19 protein-coding genes are annotated in these 16,459 nt (G+C 73.7%); 9 read left to right on the forward strand and 10 right to left on the reverse strand.

Translation table 11 applies throughout. The features are described 5' to 3' along the window. Positions 1-63 precede the first annotated feature (63 nt). Positions 64-333: a hypothetical protein gene (locus tag ACFWBF_RS22475; protein WP_385604645.1), complete on the reverse strand. Its 270-nt coding sequence runs from the start codon at positions 331-333 to the stop codon at positions 64-66. A gap of 79 nt (positions 334-412) precedes the next feature. On the opposite strand from ACFWBF_RS22475, the gene ACFWBF_RS22480 reads away from it, so the two are divergent. The 3 genes from ACFWBF_RS22480 (at position 413) to ACFWBF_RS22490 (ending at position 2,344) form a co-directional block, all read left to right on the forward strand. Continuing rightward, positions 413-754, forward strand: a complete 342-nt coding sequence (locus tag ACFWBF_RS22480) for a thioredoxin family protein (protein ID WP_385604648.1) — start codon at positions 413-415, stop codon at positions 752-754. A gap of 127 nt (positions 755-881) precedes the next feature. Continuing rightward, on the forward strand, positions 882-2,135 hold the full coding sequence (locus ACFWBF_RS22485; protein WP_385604651.1) for a cytochrome P450: 1,254 nt from the start codon (positions 882-884) through the stop codon (positions 2,133-2,135). A gap of 14 nt (positions 2,136-2,149) precedes the next feature. Beyond that, positions 2,150-2,344, forward strand: a complete 195-nt coding sequence (locus tag ACFWBF_RS22490; protein WP_385604696.1) for a ferredoxin — start codon at positions 2,150-2,152, stop codon at positions 2,342-2,344. 53 nt (positions 2,345-2,397) lie between these two features. On the opposite strand, the gene ACFWBF_RS22495 is transcribed toward ACFWBF_RS22490, so the two are convergent. Continuing rightward, positions 2,398-3,405: a DUF4872 domain-containing protein gene (locus tag ACFWBF_RS22495; RefSeq protein ID WP_385604654.1), complete on the reverse strand. Its 1,008-nt coding sequence runs from the start codon at positions 3,403-3,405 to the stop codon at positions 2,398-2,400. A 118-nt stretch (positions 3,406-3,523) separates the two neighbouring features. Between ACFWBF_RS22495 and ACFWBF_RS22500 the strand changes: the two genes are divergently transcribed. Then, on the forward strand, positions 3,524-3,877 hold the full coding sequence (locus ACFWBF_RS22500; protein WP_385604657.1) for a DUF1304 domain-containing protein: 354 nt from the start codon (positions 3,524-3,526) through the stop codon (positions 3,875-3,877). Further along, a complete protein-coding gene (locus tag ACFWBF_RS22505; RefSeq protein ID WP_385604660.1) occupies positions 3,874-4,449 on the forward strand; it encodes a TetR/AcrR family transcriptional regulator in 576 nt (191 codons plus the stop codon). The genes ACFWBF_RS22500 and ACFWBF_RS22505 overlap by 4 nt, the downstream gene beginning before the upstream one ends. Positions 4,450-4,539: 90 nt before the next feature. Here ACFWBF_RS22505 and ACFWBF_RS22510 read toward each other — a convergent pair whose 3' ends face one another. Both ACFWBF_RS22510 and ACFWBF_RS22515 read right to left on the reverse strand, forming a co-directional pair. Next, positions 4,540-4,746, reverse strand: coding sequence for a cold-shock protein (locus ACFWBF_RS22510; protein WP_030231294.1), 207 nt, complete (start codon positions 4,744-4,746; stop codon positions 4,540-4,542). 192 nt (positions 4,747-4,938) lie between these two features. After that, positions 4,939-5,304 carry an HGxxPAAW family protein gene (locus tag ACFWBF_RS22515; protein ID WP_385604663.1) on the reverse strand — a complete coding sequence of 122 codons (366 nt, stop codon included), beginning with the start codon at positions 5,302-5,304 and terminating at the stop codon, positions 4,939-4,941. A gap of 107 nt (positions 5,305-5,411) precedes the next feature. Between ACFWBF_RS22515 and ACFWBF_RS22520 the strand changes: the two genes are divergently transcribed. Next, on the forward strand, positions 5,412-5,906 hold the full coding sequence (locus tag ACFWBF_RS22520; RefSeq protein ID WP_385604666.1) for a MarR family transcriptional regulator: 495 nt from the start codon (positions 5,412-5,414) through the stop codon (positions 5,904-5,906). A gap of 89 nt (positions 5,907-5,995) precedes the next feature. Then, positions 5,996-7,495 (forward strand): DEAD/DEAH box helicase, encoded by a 1,500-nt coding sequence (locus ACFWBF_RS22525; protein ID WP_385604671.1) that lies wholly within the window; start codon positions 5,996-5,998, stop codon positions 7,493-7,495. 69 nt (positions 7,496-7,564) lie between these two features. On the opposite strand, the gene ACFWBF_RS22530 is transcribed toward ACFWBF_RS22525, so the two are convergent. From ACFWBF_RS22530 to ACFWBF_RS22555, 6 genes are all read right to left on the reverse strand, one after another. Further along, the gene (locus ACFWBF_RS22530) at positions 7,565-8,494 is read right to left on the reverse strand and encodes a class I SAM-dependent methyltransferase (RefSeq protein ID WP_385604674.1); all 930 of its coding nucleotides are present in this window, start codon (positions 8,492-8,494) and stop codon (positions 7,565-7,567) included. A 115-nt stretch (positions 8,495-8,609) separates the two neighbouring features. Continuing rightward, a complete protein-coding gene (locus ACFWBF_RS22535; protein ID WP_385604676.1) occupies positions 8,610-9,485 on the reverse strand; it encodes an alpha/beta fold hydrolase in 876 nt (291 codons plus the stop codon). A 155-nt stretch (positions 9,486-9,640) separates the two neighbouring features. After that, a complete protein-coding gene (locus tag ACFWBF_RS22540) occupies positions 9,641-10,162 on the reverse strand; it encodes a hypothetical protein (protein ID WP_385604679.1) in 522 nt (173 codons plus the stop codon). Between the two features lie 74 nt (positions 10,163-10,236). Next, the gene (locus ACFWBF_RS22545; RefSeq protein ID WP_385604682.1) at positions 10,237-10,893 is read right to left on the reverse strand and encodes a GNAT family N-acetyltransferase; all 657 of its coding nucleotides are present in this window, start codon (positions 10,891-10,893) and stop codon (positions 10,237-10,239) included. Positions 10,894-11,130: 237 nt separating this feature from the next. Next, on the reverse strand, positions 11,131-11,661 hold the full coding sequence (locus tag ACFWBF_RS22550) for an SRPBCC domain-containing protein (RefSeq protein ID WP_385604684.1): 531 nt from the start codon (positions 11,659-11,661) through the stop codon (positions 11,131-11,133). Positions 11,662-11,736: 75 nt separating this feature from the next. After that, a complete protein-coding gene (locus ACFWBF_RS22555; protein ID WP_385604687.1) occupies positions 11,737-12,864 on the reverse strand; it encodes an NUDIX domain-containing protein in 1,128 nt (375 codons plus the stop codon). 244 nt (positions 12,865-13,108) lie between these two features. Between ACFWBF_RS22555 and ACFWBF_RS22560 the strand changes: the two genes are divergently transcribed. Continuing rightward, entirely contained in the window at positions 13,109-14,851 is a 1,743-nt protein-coding gene (locus ACFWBF_RS22560) for a VanW family protein (protein ID WP_385604689.1), read from the forward strand. Then, complete coding sequence (locus ACFWBF_RS22565; protein ID WP_385604693.1) at positions 14,848-16,110, forward strand: DUF418 domain-containing protein; 1,263 nt, start codon at positions 14,848-14,850, stop codon at positions 16,108-16,110. Before ACFWBF_RS22560 ends, ACFWBF_RS22565 begins: the two co-directional genes overlap by 4 nt. Positions 16,111-16,459: the final 349 nt, after the last annotated feature.

Below are 16,459 nucleotides of genomic sequence, written 5' to 3' on the forward strand. Positions count from 1 at the left end.
CGATTTTCATGATCGCGAACGCCCGCGCCGGCGCGGCGCGGGCGGGATGCGGGCGGGATGCGGTCAGGGGCTGTCGCCCGTCCAGTCCCAGTGCCCCGCTTCACCCGCACGGCAGCGGTAGTGGGACCGGCCGCCCGGCCCGTAACGCCCTATCTCCGTCGGGAGGCGGGCCTCCTCGGCCAGCTGGGGCCCGCTCCAGCCGGTGATGTCCAGGAGGAGCCCGTCGAGGGGACCGCCCACGAGTTCGCCGTAGACGTGGCCGGGGCGCGGGCCCGGGTCGGGGTCGTCGTGGTCGGCGCCGTAGACCCGGCGCCGGAGCATCCTGTCGTCCATGGAACCCAGCTTCCCAGGCAGCACTGACAATGGAGTCCGCCGTCCGGATCACCGCGCACGAGAAGCAGGAGCACCACTCATGGCACGTCGGGTACACCAGCCGCTGGAGGACCAGGAGTTCGACTTCATCCTCACGATGGCCGGCGCCGGGCCGGTTCTCGCCTACTTCTGCGGGAGCTGGCCGAAGGCCGTCCAGGCCTGCAGGGCGATGGACGCGGTCGTCGGCGAGCTGGCCGAGGAGTACGGGCCGCGGCTGACCGCGGTGCGTACCGACATCACCCGCTGCCCCGGGGCGACCAGGCGGTACGGCGTGAGCGGCGCCCCGACGGCCGTCCTCGTCAAGGATGGCGAGGCGGTGGCGAGCCAGGCCGGGCCGATGACCCGCGAGGAGTTCCGGGAGTTCCTGGACGCGCACCTGTAGTTCCGGCCGGGGTGGGATGGGCCCTCCGGGCGAACATGTCCGATCTGGCCGAAAGTGGCATAGGTGGGATAGGTGCCTAGGGCATGTAATAGGCCTGGCGAGACGGAACCACGCTGCGAGGTGCTGCATGTCCGAACCCGTTGTGTCCGAATCCATTGCGTCCGAAGCCATCGCGTCCGAACCCGATGCGCCCGAGGCCGAACTCCTCGGCTTCCCGCAGGACCGAACCTGCCCCTACCACCCGCCGACGGCCTACGACCCCCTGCGGAAGGGCCGGCCGCTTTCCCGGGTCTCCCTCTTCGACGGCCGCTCGGTGTGGTTGGTGACCGGGCACGCCGAGGCGCGTGCCCTGCTCGCCGACCCACGGCTCTCCGCCAACCGGCAGAATGCCGCCTTCCCCCTGCCCAGCAGGCGCTTCATCGGTCTCCAGGACCGGCGCACCGCCTTGCTCGGGGTGGACGATCCCGAGCACAACACCCAGCGCCGGATGCTGATCCCGAGCTTCACGCTGAAGCGGACCGCCGCCCTGCGGCCCCGGATCCAGGAGACCGTGGACCGGCTGATCGACGAGATGGAGGCGCGCGGCCCGCGGGCGGAGCTGGTCAGCGCCTTCGCGCTGCCGGTGCCGTCGATGGTGATCTGCGCGCTGCTCGGAGTCCCGTACGAGGACCACGAGTTCTTCGAGGGACAGTCGCGCCGGCTGGTGCGCGGGCCGGAGAGGGCCGATGTCGAGGACGCCCGGGAGCAGATCAACGGCTACCTGCGCGAGCTGATCGAGCGCAAGCGCCGCGACCCGGGCGACGGGCTCCTGGACGAGCTCGTCGCCGAGCGGCTGGAGCCGGGCGAGACCGATGTCGACGAACTGGTCTCGCTGGCCGCGATCCTGCTGATCGCGGGCCACGAGACCACGGCGAACATGATCTCCCTCGGTACGTTCACGCTGCTCAACCACCCGGAACAGCTGACCGAGCTCCGCTCGGACCCGTCCCTGCTCTCGGCGGCGGTGGAGGAGCTGATGCGGTTCCTGTCCATCGCGGACGGGATGCTGCGGGTCGCCATCGAGGACATCGAGATCGGCGGGGTCACGGTCCGCCCGGACGACGGAGTGGTGTTCTCCACCTCGGTGATCAACCGCGACGGGGCGGTCTTCGAGGAACCCGACGCCCTGGACTGGCACCGCCCCACCCGGCACCACCTGGCCTTCGGCTTCGGCGTCCACCAGTGCCTCGGGCAGAACCTGGCCCGCGCCGAGATGGAGATCGCGCTGGGCACGCTCTTCGAGCGGCTGCCCGGGCTGCGGCTGGCGGCCGACCCGGACCGGATCCCCTTCAGGCCCGGGGACACCATCCAGGGCATGATCGAACTCCCCGTGGCGTGGTGAGGGACGTGACCTCACTGCACATCGACATCGACACGGCCGTCTGCATCGGCGCCGGCCAGTGCGCGCTCACCGCGCCCGAGGTGTTCACCCAGGACGACGACGGGTTCAGCGCGCTGGTCCCGGGCCGCGAGGGCGGCGACGGGAGCCCGCTCGTGCGGGAGGCCGCCCGCGCCTGCCCGGTCTCCGCGATCTCCGTGGTCGAGCCGTGAGCCGCTCGGCCTGAGCCGGCCCGGGCAGGGGCGGATCCGGCGGATCCGGCGGATCAGCCCTTGCTCAGGATTTCGGCGGCCTGCCGCTCCAGCGCGAGCGCCCCGTCCACCCGGTCCGCGCACGCGTCGAAGAGGACCCGGCGGTCCGCCTCGTCCGCCGCCGGGTCGGCCGTACGGGCCAGCTCGGCGAGGCTCGACCACTGCCGGCCGGAGTCCCGGAAGAGCTCCGCCGCCTCCGGCTTGCCCGCGAGGTCGAGGAAGTCGGCGTACAGCGGCCGGGTCGCGCCGGGGGCGGTCCACTGCTCCTCCAGGCAGGAGTGCAGCCGCCGCATGCCCGCGCCCAGCGCCTCCGGGGAGGCGCCGAAGCGCTGCTCCCAGCCCGTTTCGGTACGGGTGTCGCGCAGTTGGGCCGCGAACTTCTCCATGCCGCAGAAGCCGAAGTTCGCGTCGAAGTGGTTGCCGAGCACGGGCCCGGTGAGGCGGGCGAGCGTGGTGGCGATGGCCTCGTCGAGGTCCGGCTCGCCGTCGGGCGGGCCGGTGGGCACGATCATCTGGTGGCGCCCCTTGCGGTGCGCGGACCAGGCGGCGCCGAACTCCTCCCGGCCGATCGCGTAGGGGGTGTCGGCCCCGTCCTCGACGTAGAAGGTGTCGCCCTCGTACCCCGCCACGACCACGGTGTACGGATCAACGGAGGCCGGCTCGGGGCTCTCGGCGGCCCCGTGCCAGGGCAGCCCCGACCGGTCGACGACGCAGAACACCGGCAGCCCGGCGTCGAGCGCGCCGCACACCCGGTTCAGGCGGGGTTTGGCGCTGGTGGTGGCCAGGTACGGGACGTGCAGCCGGCCCAGAGCCGTCTGCACCCAGGGGTGGGGGTGGGCCTGCGCGACGATCGTCGCGACCGGCGGCCGACCGGCGTACTCGAACACGAAGTACATGAAGCCGATCCCGCCCGCGAGGCCGGCGACCAGCACCTCGTCGTGCACGCTCCCGAGGGCGTGGCGGATCAGCGAACTCTCGCGGTGGCGGCCTGCGCCGAAGTCTTCGTATACGAGCACGGTCATGCGGTCAGGGTATCCGTGCCCCCGCGGCCGGCCGACCCGCGATCCCCTTCCCGACTTCCTGTACAGTTGTCCAGGAAATCGACGTCCGCAATCCATCGGAATCCCAAGGGAGGTGGCCGTGCACACGGTCGCTCAGGTCCTCATCGGCGCCGTCGCCGCGCTGCACGCGTACTTCCTGGTCCTGGAGATGTTCCTGTGGCAGCGGCCGCCCGGCCGAGCGCTGTCCGGCTTCGACGCGGACACCGCCAAGCTCACCGCTCCGCTCGCCGCCAACCAGGGCCTCTACAACGGGTTCCTCGCGGCCGGCCTGGTCTGGTCGCTCGTCATCGACTCGCTCGCGACGCAGATCTTCTTCCTCGTCTGCGTGATCGTCGCCGGGGTGTTCGGAGCGGCGACCGCCAACCGGCGGATCCTGATCGCGCAGGCCCTGCCCGGCGCCCTCGCCCTGGGCGCGGCGCTGCTCGCCGCATGAGCGCCGGGGACCCGCGCACGGATCCCCGTACCGCCCGCACCACGGCGCGCCTGCGCGAGAGCCTCCTCGCGGAGTGTGCGGACCGGTCGCTGGCCGAGGTCAGCGTCTCGGCCGTGGTCCGCCGGGCCGGGGTCGGGCGGGCCACGTTCTACCTGCATTACGAGGACCTCACCGCGCTCGCGGTGGACGCCTGCGCCGACGTGGTGCACGCGGCGGTCGACGCCCTGCACGCCTGGCAGACGGGCCCCGGGTCCATCGCCCCGGCCCGCCCCCCGGCCGACCTGGCCGACTTCCTCGGGGGCGCGGCCGACCGGGCACCGCTCTACCGCACCCTGCTCCTGCCGGGCGGCGGCGGCCCGCTCGGCGAGCGCCTGCACCGGGAGCTGCGGGCCCGCGCACGCGCCGAGCGCGCGGCGGTCGGCGCCCCGCGCCCGGACCTGGTCGCGTCTGCGGTGGCGGCCGCCTTCACCGGGGTGCTCGCGGACTGGCTGCACGGCCTCGTCCCGGCGCAGCCGGCCGAACTCGCCGACCGCCTCTGGGCGCTGCTGCTGGCCATCCACCGGGCGGGCTGACTTCCGCGCCCGGCTCCCGCACCGCGCACGCGCGAGCCCCGCCGGGCATCCGGCGGGGCTCACCTCACGGACTGGACTCGTGAAGCGGCGCTAGCCGATGGTCACCACCTGCTCCGCCTGCGGACCCTTGGGGCCCTGCGTCACGTCGTACTCGACCTTCGCGCCCTCGGCCAGCTCCTTGAAGCCGGTCGTCTGGATGGCGGAGAAGTGCACGAACACGTCGGGGCCGCCGTCGTCCTGCTGGATGAAGCCGAATCCCTTCTCCGAGTTGAACCACTTCACGGTGCCAGTTGCCATCTGTGCTGATCCTTCTCAACGTTCCACGCGGGCCGCACGTGCGGCCGTCTCGATCCTGCCCACAGGTCGCCCCCGTCACACGCCAAGCGCGGCCAACCGGGGCGCACTGAATGAATCGAACCTTTGGTCGCACCATCCGCAAAACGAGGGACGAAGGCGTTTTCGGCAGGGGCCGGCGCCCCGGTCCGTTGCTCAGGCGCCGCTGTCCGCGGGCAGCGGCACGGCGGATCGAGGCCGCGGGGCTGCCGCTGCGGCTCGCCGCGAGCCGCCGAGCCGGCAGCCCAGACAGTCGGCGTGGCCGGCGCGGGCGACGGTGTCCCGGGTGCGCCAGTCCCAGTCGCCCGGCGCCCGGGGGCCGCTCGGCTTGCCCCAGCCGGCCAGGTGCAGCAGCCAGGTGGTCAGCGCGGCCGCGACGACGAAACCCAGGCCGAGCCAGATGCCGGGCGCCCAGGCCGCGCAGACCGAGACGCCCGCTCCGGTACAGCCCAGCAGGGCGAGACAGGTACCGGTCCAGCCGGCCACGGTGTGGCCGAGATCGACATCGCCGTGGGCGCTCACGATTCCCCCTGGTCGGACGGACGGCAGTAGGCTCGGAGAGGAGATGACTTATTCAGCAAGATAAATATCTCACGAACTAAGCCTCTTAGATCCTAAGGAGTATGTGCGTGCAGGGCAAGCCCCGCCCCGCGGCCACGGCCGGGGAGGCGCTTTCGCGCATGGACCGGTACGTCGCGCTCGGCCTCATCGGCCAACAGGAGGTGGCCCAGCTGCTCGGGCTGAACGTCACCGACCTGACCTGCCTGGGCCACGTCCTGGGCGCCGGGGACACCCCGCTCACCGCCGGCGAGCTCGCCGAACTGACGAACCTCACCACCGGCGCGGTCACGGGAGTCCTCAACCGCCTGGAGCGCGCCGGGTACGCGAGCCGCCGCGCCGACCCCGCCGACCGGCGCCGGGTGCGGGTCGTGGCCGACCCGGACGCGGCCGCACGGATCTTCGCCGTGTACGAGCCCTTCTACGCACGGCTCGGCGCCGTCTTCGCCGAGTACACCCCCGACGAGATCGCCGTCATCGCCGACTGGTTCGGGCGCGCGACGGTCGAGATCACCGCCCACCTCGCCCAGGTGCGGGCCGGGGAGCTGGGTCCCGTGGCCCCGTAGCCGGGGTGCCCGCTGTGGCCCGCGCCCCCGCCGGGTCGCGGGTCCGATGGTAAAATTTTCTCCTTTCACGACTTCACGGAAGGTTCTGCATGAAGAACCCGTCACCTCACGGGCGTTTCGGCATCAAGGCCGGAACCAAGGCAGGCTCCAAGGGCGGTGGCAAGGGGGGCGGCAAGACCCCCCGGACCGCTCCCCTGCGGGGCGAGTTCGCGATGCCCGCGACGACCACCCCGGCGCTGCCGCCCGTGAAGTCGTTCGACGAGCTCGACCTGCCCCCGGAGCTGGTGCGGACGCTGGCCGAGCTGGCGGTGACGGAGCCCTTCCCCATCCAGGCGGCGACCCTTCCGAACTCCCTCGCGGGCCGGGACGTCCTCGGCCGCGGCCGGACCGGCTCCGGCAAGACGCTGGCCTTCGGCCTGGCCATGCTGGCGCGCACGGCGGGCGAGCAGGCGGATCCGAAGCGGCCGCTGGCGCTGGTCCTCGTACCGACGCGTGAGCTGGCGCAGCAGGTGACCGAGGCGCTGACCCCGTACGCACAGGCCCTGAAGCTGCGGATGGCCACGGTCGTCGGCGGTCTGTCCATCGGCCGCCAGACCGCGGCCCTGCGCACCGGCGTCGAGATCGTGGTCGCCACTCCCGGGCGCCTGAGCGACCTGGTCGGGCGGCGGGACGTCCACCTGGAGCGCGTGAAGATCACGGTGCTCGACGAGGCGGACCAGATGTGTGACCTGGGCTTCATGCCGCAGGTCACGGAGATCCTGGACCAGGTGCACCACGCCGGGCAGCGGATGCTGTTCTCGGCCACCCTGGACCGCAACGTGGACCAGCTCGTCCGCAGCTATCTCAAGGACCCGGTCTCGCACACCGTGGACCCGTCGGCGGCCTCGGTCACCACGATGGACCACCACGTGCTGCACATCCACGCGGCCGACAAGGTCTCGGCGGCCACCGAGATCGCAGCCCGCGAGGGCCGGGTGCTGATGTTCCTGGACACCAAGCACGGTGTCGACCAGTTCGTGAAGCACCTGCGGGCCATGGGCGTACGGGCGGAGGGGCTGCACAGCGGCAAGTCGCAGCCGCAGCGCACCCGGACCCTCGGGCAGTTCAAGGACGGCCTGATCACGGTCCTGGTCGCGACCAACGTCGCCGCGCGCGGCATCCACATCGACGACCTCGACCTCGTCGTCAACGTGGACCCGCCCGCCGACCACAAGGACTACCTGCACCGGGGCGGCCGTACGGCGCGCGCCGGCGAGTCCGGCAGGGTCGTCACCCTGGTCACGCCGAACCAGCGCCGCGACATGGTGCGGCTGATGGCCGACGCCAAGCTCCGGCCGACGATCACGCAGGTGCGCTCCGGCGAGGCCGCGCTGAGCCGCATCACCGGCGCGAAGGCCCCGTCCGGGGTTCCGCTGGCGGGCGCCGCGCCGACCGACGCCAAGGGCAGGCCCTCGGGCTCGGACCTCGGCTTCCGCGGCATCGGCACCCGGCCCGGGCGGCCGGGGCGGGGCAAGGAGTCCCGCAAGACGATCGAGGCCCGTCAGGCCGCCGAGGCCCGCGCCGCGGCCCGGGTGCGCCGGGGCAAGTGACCCGTACGTGAAAGGTGCCGGTCCCCCGGACGGGGGCCGGCACCTTCGCTTCGCCCTCGTGCGTCGCCGTCAGCGGCGCGCGCGTCGGCGGGCCACGATCGCGCGGGTGACGACCGGCGGGAGCAGGTCCTTGGCCAACCGGCGCCAGCCGGCGCCGGCCCGGGGCGCGGCGGCCTTCGCCGGGGCCGCGGCAGCGGGCTCGGGGGTGGCGTGCAGCGGTTGCGGGGGCGCCGGGGCGACGACTCCCTCGTCACCGATCCGGACCAGCGGCCGGCCGTCGATCACGTCCACGCCGTGCCACAGGTCCGTGCGGCCCTCCAGCCAGGTGAGCAGCGCCGCCTGGTGGGGCGTGGGGTCGTCCCAGGTCGCGTAGAGCTTCGAGGCGGACACGCAGATCAGGCGCAGCCCGCCGGTGGCCACGGCTGCCCATACGGCGGCGGCGACGCCGGGGCAGTGGGCCGAGCGGTAGTCGTCGAAGACGATCACGGCTCCCGGGGCGGCCACGATGCGCGAGGACTCGATGTCCTGGAGCACGTGCTCGTGCAGGTGGGAGGCGTCGATGTGGACGAAGCGGCAGCTGTCGGGGCGGACCAGATCGGCGACCACGGAGGTCGGTGCCTGGACGACGGTCGGCAGCGCCTCGTGGAAGGTCAGGTAGTTCGTGTCGAACCCGCGGCGGGTCAGCGTGGGGTACGAGCCCCGCATCTCGGCGAGGTTGGAGTCGTCGGGCGGCGGCGAGTCGAACAGGTCGCACACGGTGAACTCCTCGCCGTCCCGAAGGTACCGGCCGAGGAAGATCGCGCTCTTTCCCATGAAGGCGCCCAGCTCCAGAAGATCGCCGCGCTGCGCGGCGTCGCCGGCCTGGCGGCTCAGGAACCAGTCGAAAAGCACCTGGTCATAGGCCGAGAACCATCCCTTGACCTCGCTGTACGCCCTGGGTGCGGGCGGTGCGGGGGCCGCGTCGGGGGTGGTGACGGGAGCCTGTGAAACGTGTGACACGGAGAGTCATCCTCCATTGGAGCGGCATCGGTCCAACTCGGTTACCCGGCCAGGTAGGCAGACCATAAGCCCCCACACAGGTGAATGACGAGGGGTGCGAGGTGTATGGATGGAATCAGCGGGGCCGCTTCCTCCCGCCCCTTCCGATTCCCTCGTCGAGGAAGGCCAGGACCGTCCGCGCGAAGGCAGTCGGGTCATCGACCCACGGGTAGTGGCCGGTGCCCGCCTGGACCGCCACCTCGGCCCGGGGGAACCACTCCGCGACGGCCCGGGCGACGCGCGGCCGGGGGCCGCCGTCCAGCTCGCCGGCCAGGATCAGCACCGGCACCTCCAGGGCGATGACGGCGGCGCGCGTGACGGCCGGCTCGAAGGCTCCGGCGGAGGCGTAGACATCCCCGGCCTCCTCGTTGGACTGCTCGGCCTCGGCCGCGGCGTGCGCCCGCGCTGCGGCGTCCCAACGGCCGTACTGGAAGGGGGCCATGGCGTCCCAGTCGGCTTCCGCCGCGGTACCGGCCCAGACGGCGTCCCCCGCCCGGCGGGCCATCGCGTACCAGGGCTCGGCCGCGCGCAGGTCCATGGCCTCCCGGCGGTGCTCCGCGGTGAAGTCGATGCCGATGGCCCGGGCCCGGGCGGTGACCAGCACCAGGCTGCGGACGCGCTCGGGGTGGCGGGCCGCGTACAGCAGGGCGAGATCGCCGGCGGCGGAGTGGGCCAGGAAGTCGGCCCGTTCCAGGCCGAGATGGCGGCGCAGGGCTTCGACGTCCTCGACCTGCCGGTCACAACGGTAGGTGGCCGGGTCGGCCGGGACGGCGGAGTCGCCCGTGCCGCGCAGGTCGAGCATGATCAGCCGGCGCCGCTTCGACACTCCCCCGAGGTCGCCGAGGTACGCGGAGGCCCGCATGGGGCCGCCGGGCAGGCAGATCAGTGGTTCGCCCTCGCCGACCACGTGGTAGGCGAGTTGGGTTCCGTCGGGTGCGCTGAAGGCAGGCATGGCGTCATCCTCACGAGCGCGCCGCGGCCGTGGCAACCGGATTCGGCGAAGAGCCGCGCGATCGCCGCCCGGCCGTGGTCGCGGCGCCATGGGCCCGCCGCCAGGCCGCCGTCGGAACGCCTTCGGACAGCCGTCGGAACGCCTTCAGAACGCCGTCAGACCGCCGCCCGCCGCAGCAGGCGCCGGGCGGCGGTGTTGCGGACGCTGCGGGTCCGGGCGGCGGCGGCCAGCAGGCTCAGCGCCCGGTCCGAGGCGAGCGATTGCGCGGCCGTGCGCTGGCACCAGTCGGAGGCGGCGGTGAGCTCCTCGGCCGACCACGGCTCGCCCCGGGCGATGGCCTTGAGCAGGACCCACTCGTGCAGCCGGCGGGCCGCGAAGGTACGGCCGCCGAGCGGGGCCCGCAGGGCCTGGGCCCAGGCGGGGAAGCCGTCGTCGGCCAACAGCTGCGCCGCCCGCCGGTCCAGGTGCGTGACGACGGCGCTCTCCGCCATCACCGGGTCCGGGTCGCGCAGCACGGCGGCCACCGCCTCGGCCTCCGCCGCCCCGCCGGACGCCGCCGCCAGGGAGTCCAGGTGCCGGGCGTAGCGCCAGTACTCGGGCGCGGACGTCCCCTCGGGCGGGCGCACCGGAGCCGGCCCTGGCGTGTTCCGGCGTATCTGGTCCTCGCGTCTCCCCATGGCGACCATTGCACACGACAGTGATGGACGGCGGGTGTCCAGGGTCCCGTACGCCGCTGTGTGCACCGCGTGTGTCAGGCGCTGCCCGGGGCGGGCGCCAGCAGCAGGACTTCGGAGCCGACCGGGCGGAATCCGGCGGCCTGGAAGGCGCGGATGCTGCGCGCGTTGCCCGCGGCCTGCTGCGACCAGACGGGCCCGCCGTCGGGGACGAGGTGGCGGGCGGCCAGCGCCAGGTCGCGGCCGAGGCCGCGGTGGCGGGCGTTCTCGTCCACTTCTATGGCCGTTTCCCAGCGGCCCGCGATGCCTCGGCCGAGGACGAGCACTCCCTCGCCCGTGTCCGTGACCCAGACCCGTACCTCGTCCCGGCGCTTGCGGGCCCGCACGACCCGGGGGTGGTCGCGGTCGGCGATCTCCCGCAGTGCCACCGGCGGATCGCCTGGCAGCGCGCGGGCGACGGTGAGGAGGTCGATGGTGTCGGTCCGGCGCCCGGTGCGCTCCAGCAGCGCGGTCAGGAAGAGCGGGTGCATGGTGGCGGCCAGCGCGTCGCAGTCCACCGAGGCGAGGGTGGAGCGCACCCAGTGGGGGTCCTCGTCCATGAAGACCACGGAGTGCGCGGTGAAGGCGATGACACCGCTGTCGCGCGGGCTCGGCGCCGGGACGATGGTGGTGCCGCCGTCGGGCGGCGGGAACCGGCCTTCGGCCGCCGCGTCGAGGATCTCGTTCAGTTTCATGCCGTCAGCCCTCCTCGCAGGGGGAGGACTTGAACGTCGACGTGGTCCGTGCGCGCGGCGCCCGCGGCGGTGATGACGACGACGCGGTGGTGCTGGAGTGGCATGTCAGCGCTCCTGGTTCGTGGCCGGTCACCATGATCACAGGTGCGGGGCGGTTCGGATCGGCCAGGTCCGATCCGCCCTGCCGGGGACGCGCGCCGGACGCCGCCGGGTCACGGCACCAGTGCTGCGACCGCACTAGCCGTCGTGGGTCTCGTATCCGCCGTGGCCCAGCTCGGTGTCGTGGCCGGCTTCGGGCAGCGGGGCGCCGGTCTCCAGCAGCGTCTTGAGGCTGGAGGCGAGCAGCGGCCAGGCGCGCCCGCACATGCCGATGAGGGTGCCGCCGGGCTCGAAGTCCTCGTGCAGGATGGTCAACCGGGCGAGGGTCTCGCCCACCGGCTCGATCTCGTACGTCACCTTCGTGCGCCGCTCGGCCGCCAGCTCGGCCCGCAGTTCCTCGCCGATGCCCGCCGAAGCGGCCCACTGCGGGGTGAAGGTGTGCCAGGCGTAGGAGAGCCGGCGGTGCGGAACACAGTCCAGGACCACCTGCGCGGGATCGCTGGTCCGCGCCCCGCCCTCCACCCAGTCCATCGGCGAGCCCACCGCCCAGTCGGTCTCGAAGCTGAGCCCCCAGTACCGGCGGGTGAAGGCGGGTTCGGTCAGGGCCTGCCACACCCGGGCGGGGTCGGCCTGGATGTACAGGGTGTAGGTGATCGCAGTCTCACTCATCCCCCCATGCTGCGGGACCGCCCCCCGCACTGGCCGGATTTCCTCCCTCGCGGCGCCCGCCGCGGGAAAGCCCGCTCACCAACGGATGCCCTGGTCGGGGAGTTCCGTGAGCGGGGTGCGGGCCGGGGCGGGGAGGCCGAGCCGGGCGCGGGCCGTGTGGACCGAGGCGAGCTCTTCGTGGCCGGCCGGGCCCCAGTCGCTGAGCTCCCGGACCTGTTCGGGCGTGGCCAGCAGCCGGGCGTGCGCCGGGTCGGGGCCGGGGGGCAGCGCGGTGAGCCGGGCGGTCGTGCGCGGGTGGGCGCGCCGGGCGTCGTACCGGTAGCCGAGCGGGGCCGCCCCGGAGCTGACGGCGGCCGTCAGGGGCGGGAGGCGGGCCGCGCCGGTGGCGCGGGCGATCAGGAGCAGGACCCGGCCGTCGGGGGCGAACAGCCAGCCCGTGTGGTCCCGTACGGGCAGGTGCTCGGGGGCCGGGCCGGCGTGCCAGGTGCCGTGGTGCGGGCTGCGTCGGGTGCGCAGGACGCCGAGCCGGTCCAGGGCGGTGGGGGCGGTGGGCCGGCCGTCCTCCAGCAGCGCGGCGCCCCCGCCGTTGATCCGGGCGCGCAGGGCCGACAGGGCGCGCCGGGCGTCGCCGGGGTCCATCAGGGCGGGCAGGTCGGCAGGCTCGGCGAAGTCGATGCCGGTGATCTCCTGCGCGGGGAGGCGGATCGCGTCGATCCGCTCCGGGCTCCAGGTGCCGCCGTCGTAGACGTGGAGGATCTCGCCGGGGAAGCGCATCTCGGGCGGGAACCCGGGCGTGTCCGCGGGGATCCAGTCGACGGCGAGGCCGCGTGGGTAGCGGCCTTCGATGCCGAGCTCCTCGGACATCTCGCGGGCCGCCGCGGCGCAGGGCGCCTCGCCCGCGTCCACGGCGCCGCCGGGCAGCAGCCGGTCGGAGCGGTAGTCGACGCTCTGGACGAGGATCCGGCCGTCGTCGTCCGTGACGAGCACGACGGCGCCGGTCCACAGGGCGGCGCGCGAGGCGCCGTACGCCTGCGGGGTCATCCAGGTGCCCGGCCGTTCGCGGTCATCGGTCGGGGCCTGACCGGTCACGGCGTCATCGGTCACGGCGTCATCGGTCACGGCGCCGTCGGCCAGGGCGCCATCGGCCGGAACCCCGTCGATCACGGCCTCGTCGGTCACGGCCTCGTCGGTCAGCTGTGGCATCGGACTCCATTCGCCGGTAGGGGCGTGCGCCGCGGTGGACCCGCCGCCTGTGCAACAGCGCGTACGGCCCCCGGGTTACGGCGGCCGGAGGCGTGAGCCGGGCGGTCTGCGGCACTCCGTCGCTTTACCACCTCTATACCTCCTTATTACCTGGTTATGTCGTCCTTGCTACGTTCCCTAGGCGGACTGCCGGCCTGAAAACCGGCGGTCCGACCACGTCGCCGGACCGAGGAGAGACCCACAGATGCGACCGCCTTCACGCAGCGACAGCCCGGCGGCCACCGGAAAGCGGTGGACCGTGCCGGCCGTCGCGGGCGTGGCGGGTGGCGCCGCGGTCCTCGGCTTCGGCGGGATGTACGTCGCCGGGCTCCTCCTGGCCGGCGAGGACGTCGCCGCGGGGACGAAAGTGCGCGGGGTCGACATAGGCGGGATGAGCCGCGCCGAGGCCAAGCAGGCCCTGGACCGCGAGCTCGGCCCGTCCGCCGCGGCCCCGCTGGCCCTGCGGGTGGGCGACCGCTCCGAGCAGGCCGAGCCGGGGTCCCTCGGTCTGGCCCTGGACACCGCCGCCACGGCCGAGCGCGCCGCGCGTACCGGGGCCGACCCGGTCACCGTGATCCGCCGGCTGTTCTCCTCCGGCGATCCCGATGTCCAGCCGGTGGTCCGGCTCAACGAGAAGGCGGCCCGCGCCGCCCTCGGCGGGCTCGGCGAGAAGACGGTCCAGGAGGCGCGCGAGGGCTCGGTCGCGTTCGAGAAGGGCAAGGCCAAGGCCGTGCCCCCGGTCACCGGTACCGATCTCGACGTCGAGCGCGCGGTCGAGGTGCTGCGCTCCTCCTACCCCGGGGCCGCCGGCGACCCCGTGGCCCTCCCGGTGCGGCGGACGGAGCCGCGTATCGGTCAGCAGGAGACCGACCGCGCCCTGAAGGAGTTCGCGCGGCCCGCGATGTCGGCGCCCGTCACCCTCACCGTGGACGGCAAGCGGCTGGCCATCGCCCCGGCGGTCCTCTCCAAGCACCTCACGCTGAAGGACGACGGCCGGGGCCGGCTGGCCCCCGGGCTCGACGCCAAGGCGCTGCTCGCCGACCCGGCGGTGGCCGGGCCGCTGCGGCACGCCGCCCCGGGGGCGGCCGAGGCGAAGCTGCGGCTCGAAGGCGACGGCCGGGTCACGGTCGCCGAGGAGGGCCGGGCCGGCCGGCAGGTCACCGAGAAGACCCTGGGCCAAAGCGTGCTGCCACTGCTGACCGGCAGCGGCGAAGCCGCCCGTACCGGCGAGGTCGCCACCGAGACGGTCCGGCCCAGGCTGACGCGGGAGACGATCGGAGAGCTCGGCGTCAAGGAGGAGGTGTCCTCCTTCACCGTCGACTTCGAACGGGCCCCGTACCGGACGACCAACATCGGCCGGGCCGCCGAGCTCATCAACGGCTCGCTCGTGATGCCCGACGAGACCTGGAGCTTCAACCGCCGGGTGGGCGAGCGCACGAAAGAGAACGGTTTCGTGGACGGCCTGATGATCAACAACGGCCGGTACGAGAAGGCTTCGGGCGGCGGGGTCTCGGCCGTGGCGACCACCGTGTTCAACGCGATGTTCTTCGCCGGCGTCAAGCCCGTCGAGTACGGGGCCCACTCCTTCTACATCGAGCGCTACCCGGAGGGCCGTGAGGCCACCGTCGCCTGGGGCAGCCTGGACCTGCGCTTCGCCAACGACTCGGGCAAGGCGCTCTACATCCAGGCCGAGGCCACCGACACCTCGATCACCATCACCTTCCTGGGCACGAAGAAGTACGACGAGATACGCGCGGCCAAGGGCCCGCGGACCAATGTCAAGCAGCCCCAGACGCGGACCGGCAGCGGGCCCAAGTGCGAACCGCAGTCGCCGCTGGAGGGCTTCGACGTCGCCGTGGACCGGGTGTTCGTCAAGGGCGGCGCCGAGGTCAAGCGGGAGACGATGAAGACCCACTACACGCCGCGTTCCACCGTGACCTGCGGATGAGTGGTACGCCCCCGGGCGCACACCCCCTGAACGTCGTCGGCACCGGCGGCGGCCGGCTGGCCGCGGTCGACGCCGCGCGCGGGCTCGCCGTCCTCGGCATGTTCGCCGTGCACGTCGGACCGGGCCCGCGGGCCGAGGGCGCCGGGTACCTGATCCTCGCGGCCGACGGGCGGGCCCCCGCACTGTTCACCCTCCTCGCCGGGTTCTCCCTGGCCCTCGCCCAGCGCGGCCGCGCCGCCGCCGAACAGCCGGACGGCTGGGCGCGGCGCTACCGGCCGCTGCTGATCCGCTGCGCCGTACTGGCCGTGCTCGGCCTGGGGCTGGCCGCGCTGTGGCCGGGGATCCTGGTCATCCTGGCGTTCTTCGCCGTGTACTTCCTGGCCGCCGAGCCCTTCGCCCGGCTGTCCACCCCGGTGCTGACGGCCGTCGCCGGTGCCTCCGTGGCGGCCGGACCGCTGCTGTCGTTCCTGCTCGGCCCGCTGTTCGGGTACGAGGCCTCCGGCCGCGGCCTGGTGCCCGAACTCACCGCCCTGACCAGCTGGGACGGGGCGGGCGAGGTGCTGTGCGAGCTGCTGCTCACCGGCGCGTACCCGCTCGCCACCTACTTCCCGTACGTCCTGGTCGGACTGGCGCTCGGCCGGCTGTGCGATCTGCGGAAGCGGTCCGTCGCCCGGCGGATGGCGGGCTGGGGCGCGGCGGCCGCGCTCGCCGGCTACGGCACGGCCTGGCTCTCCACCCATGTGCTCGGCGGCCGCGAGCGGCTGCTCGATGCGATCGCGGCCCGCCACCCGGACGCCCTGGGCGCGGCCGATCCGGTACGGGAGGTGCTGAGCGGGCAGTTCGGCGCCGTGCCCAGCACCTCCTGGGAGTGGCTGCTCGTGGCGGACCCGTACAGCCAGACCCCGCTGGAGACGCTCGGCAACGCGGGCGTCGGCTGCGCGCTCATCGGGCTGTTCGTGCTCGCCGCGCACAGCCGGGCCGGCGCCCGGCTGCTGCGGCCGCTGACCGCGCTCGGGGCGATGGCGCTGAGCGCGTACGTCGTCCACGCGCTGGTGCTGGCCGGCCCGGCCCGCGGGGCCGCGTCCTGGGGTGCGGTGGCCGCCTTCGCGGGTGTGGGGCTGGTCGCGGCGTGGGCGTGGCAGCGGTTGTGGTCGCACAGCCCGCTGCGCCGGGGGCCGTTGGAGCACGCCCTGCGGATGGCGACGCGGGGCCCCGCCCCATCTCACGGGTGTGGGACGTCACCTCACCCGTCCGCGTGACGGCACGTAGGCTCCGGGGCCCCGGGTACGGCAGGGTGGACGAATGCCGTCCCGCCGCCTGACAGCCCTGCCCCTGATCCTCGCCGCGCTGGTGACGACCGCCGGGTGTGTGACCGTCCGCCCGCCGGTGCCGCCGGAGCCCTCGTGGCCGGACCCGGCGACGACCCGGACCGCGGCGCGGGAGCAACCGGCGGCCCGCGCCTGGCCGCTGGGTCCGCTGCCGGCGGCCGTGGCCCCTGTCTCTAATACACATCAGACGCAGACGACGAATAAAATAGAGTATAACACTGTGAAAGCGGTATAAATAAAAAGGTCCTGCGGGTGGTGCGTTGGGTGGGCGGGGGGGGAG

This window comes from Streptomyces sp. NPDC060028 (genome assembly GCF_042736725.1).
In the GTDB taxonomy this organism is placed as follows: Bacteria; Actinomycetota; Actinomycetes; order Streptomycetales; family Streptomycetaceae; genus Streptomyces.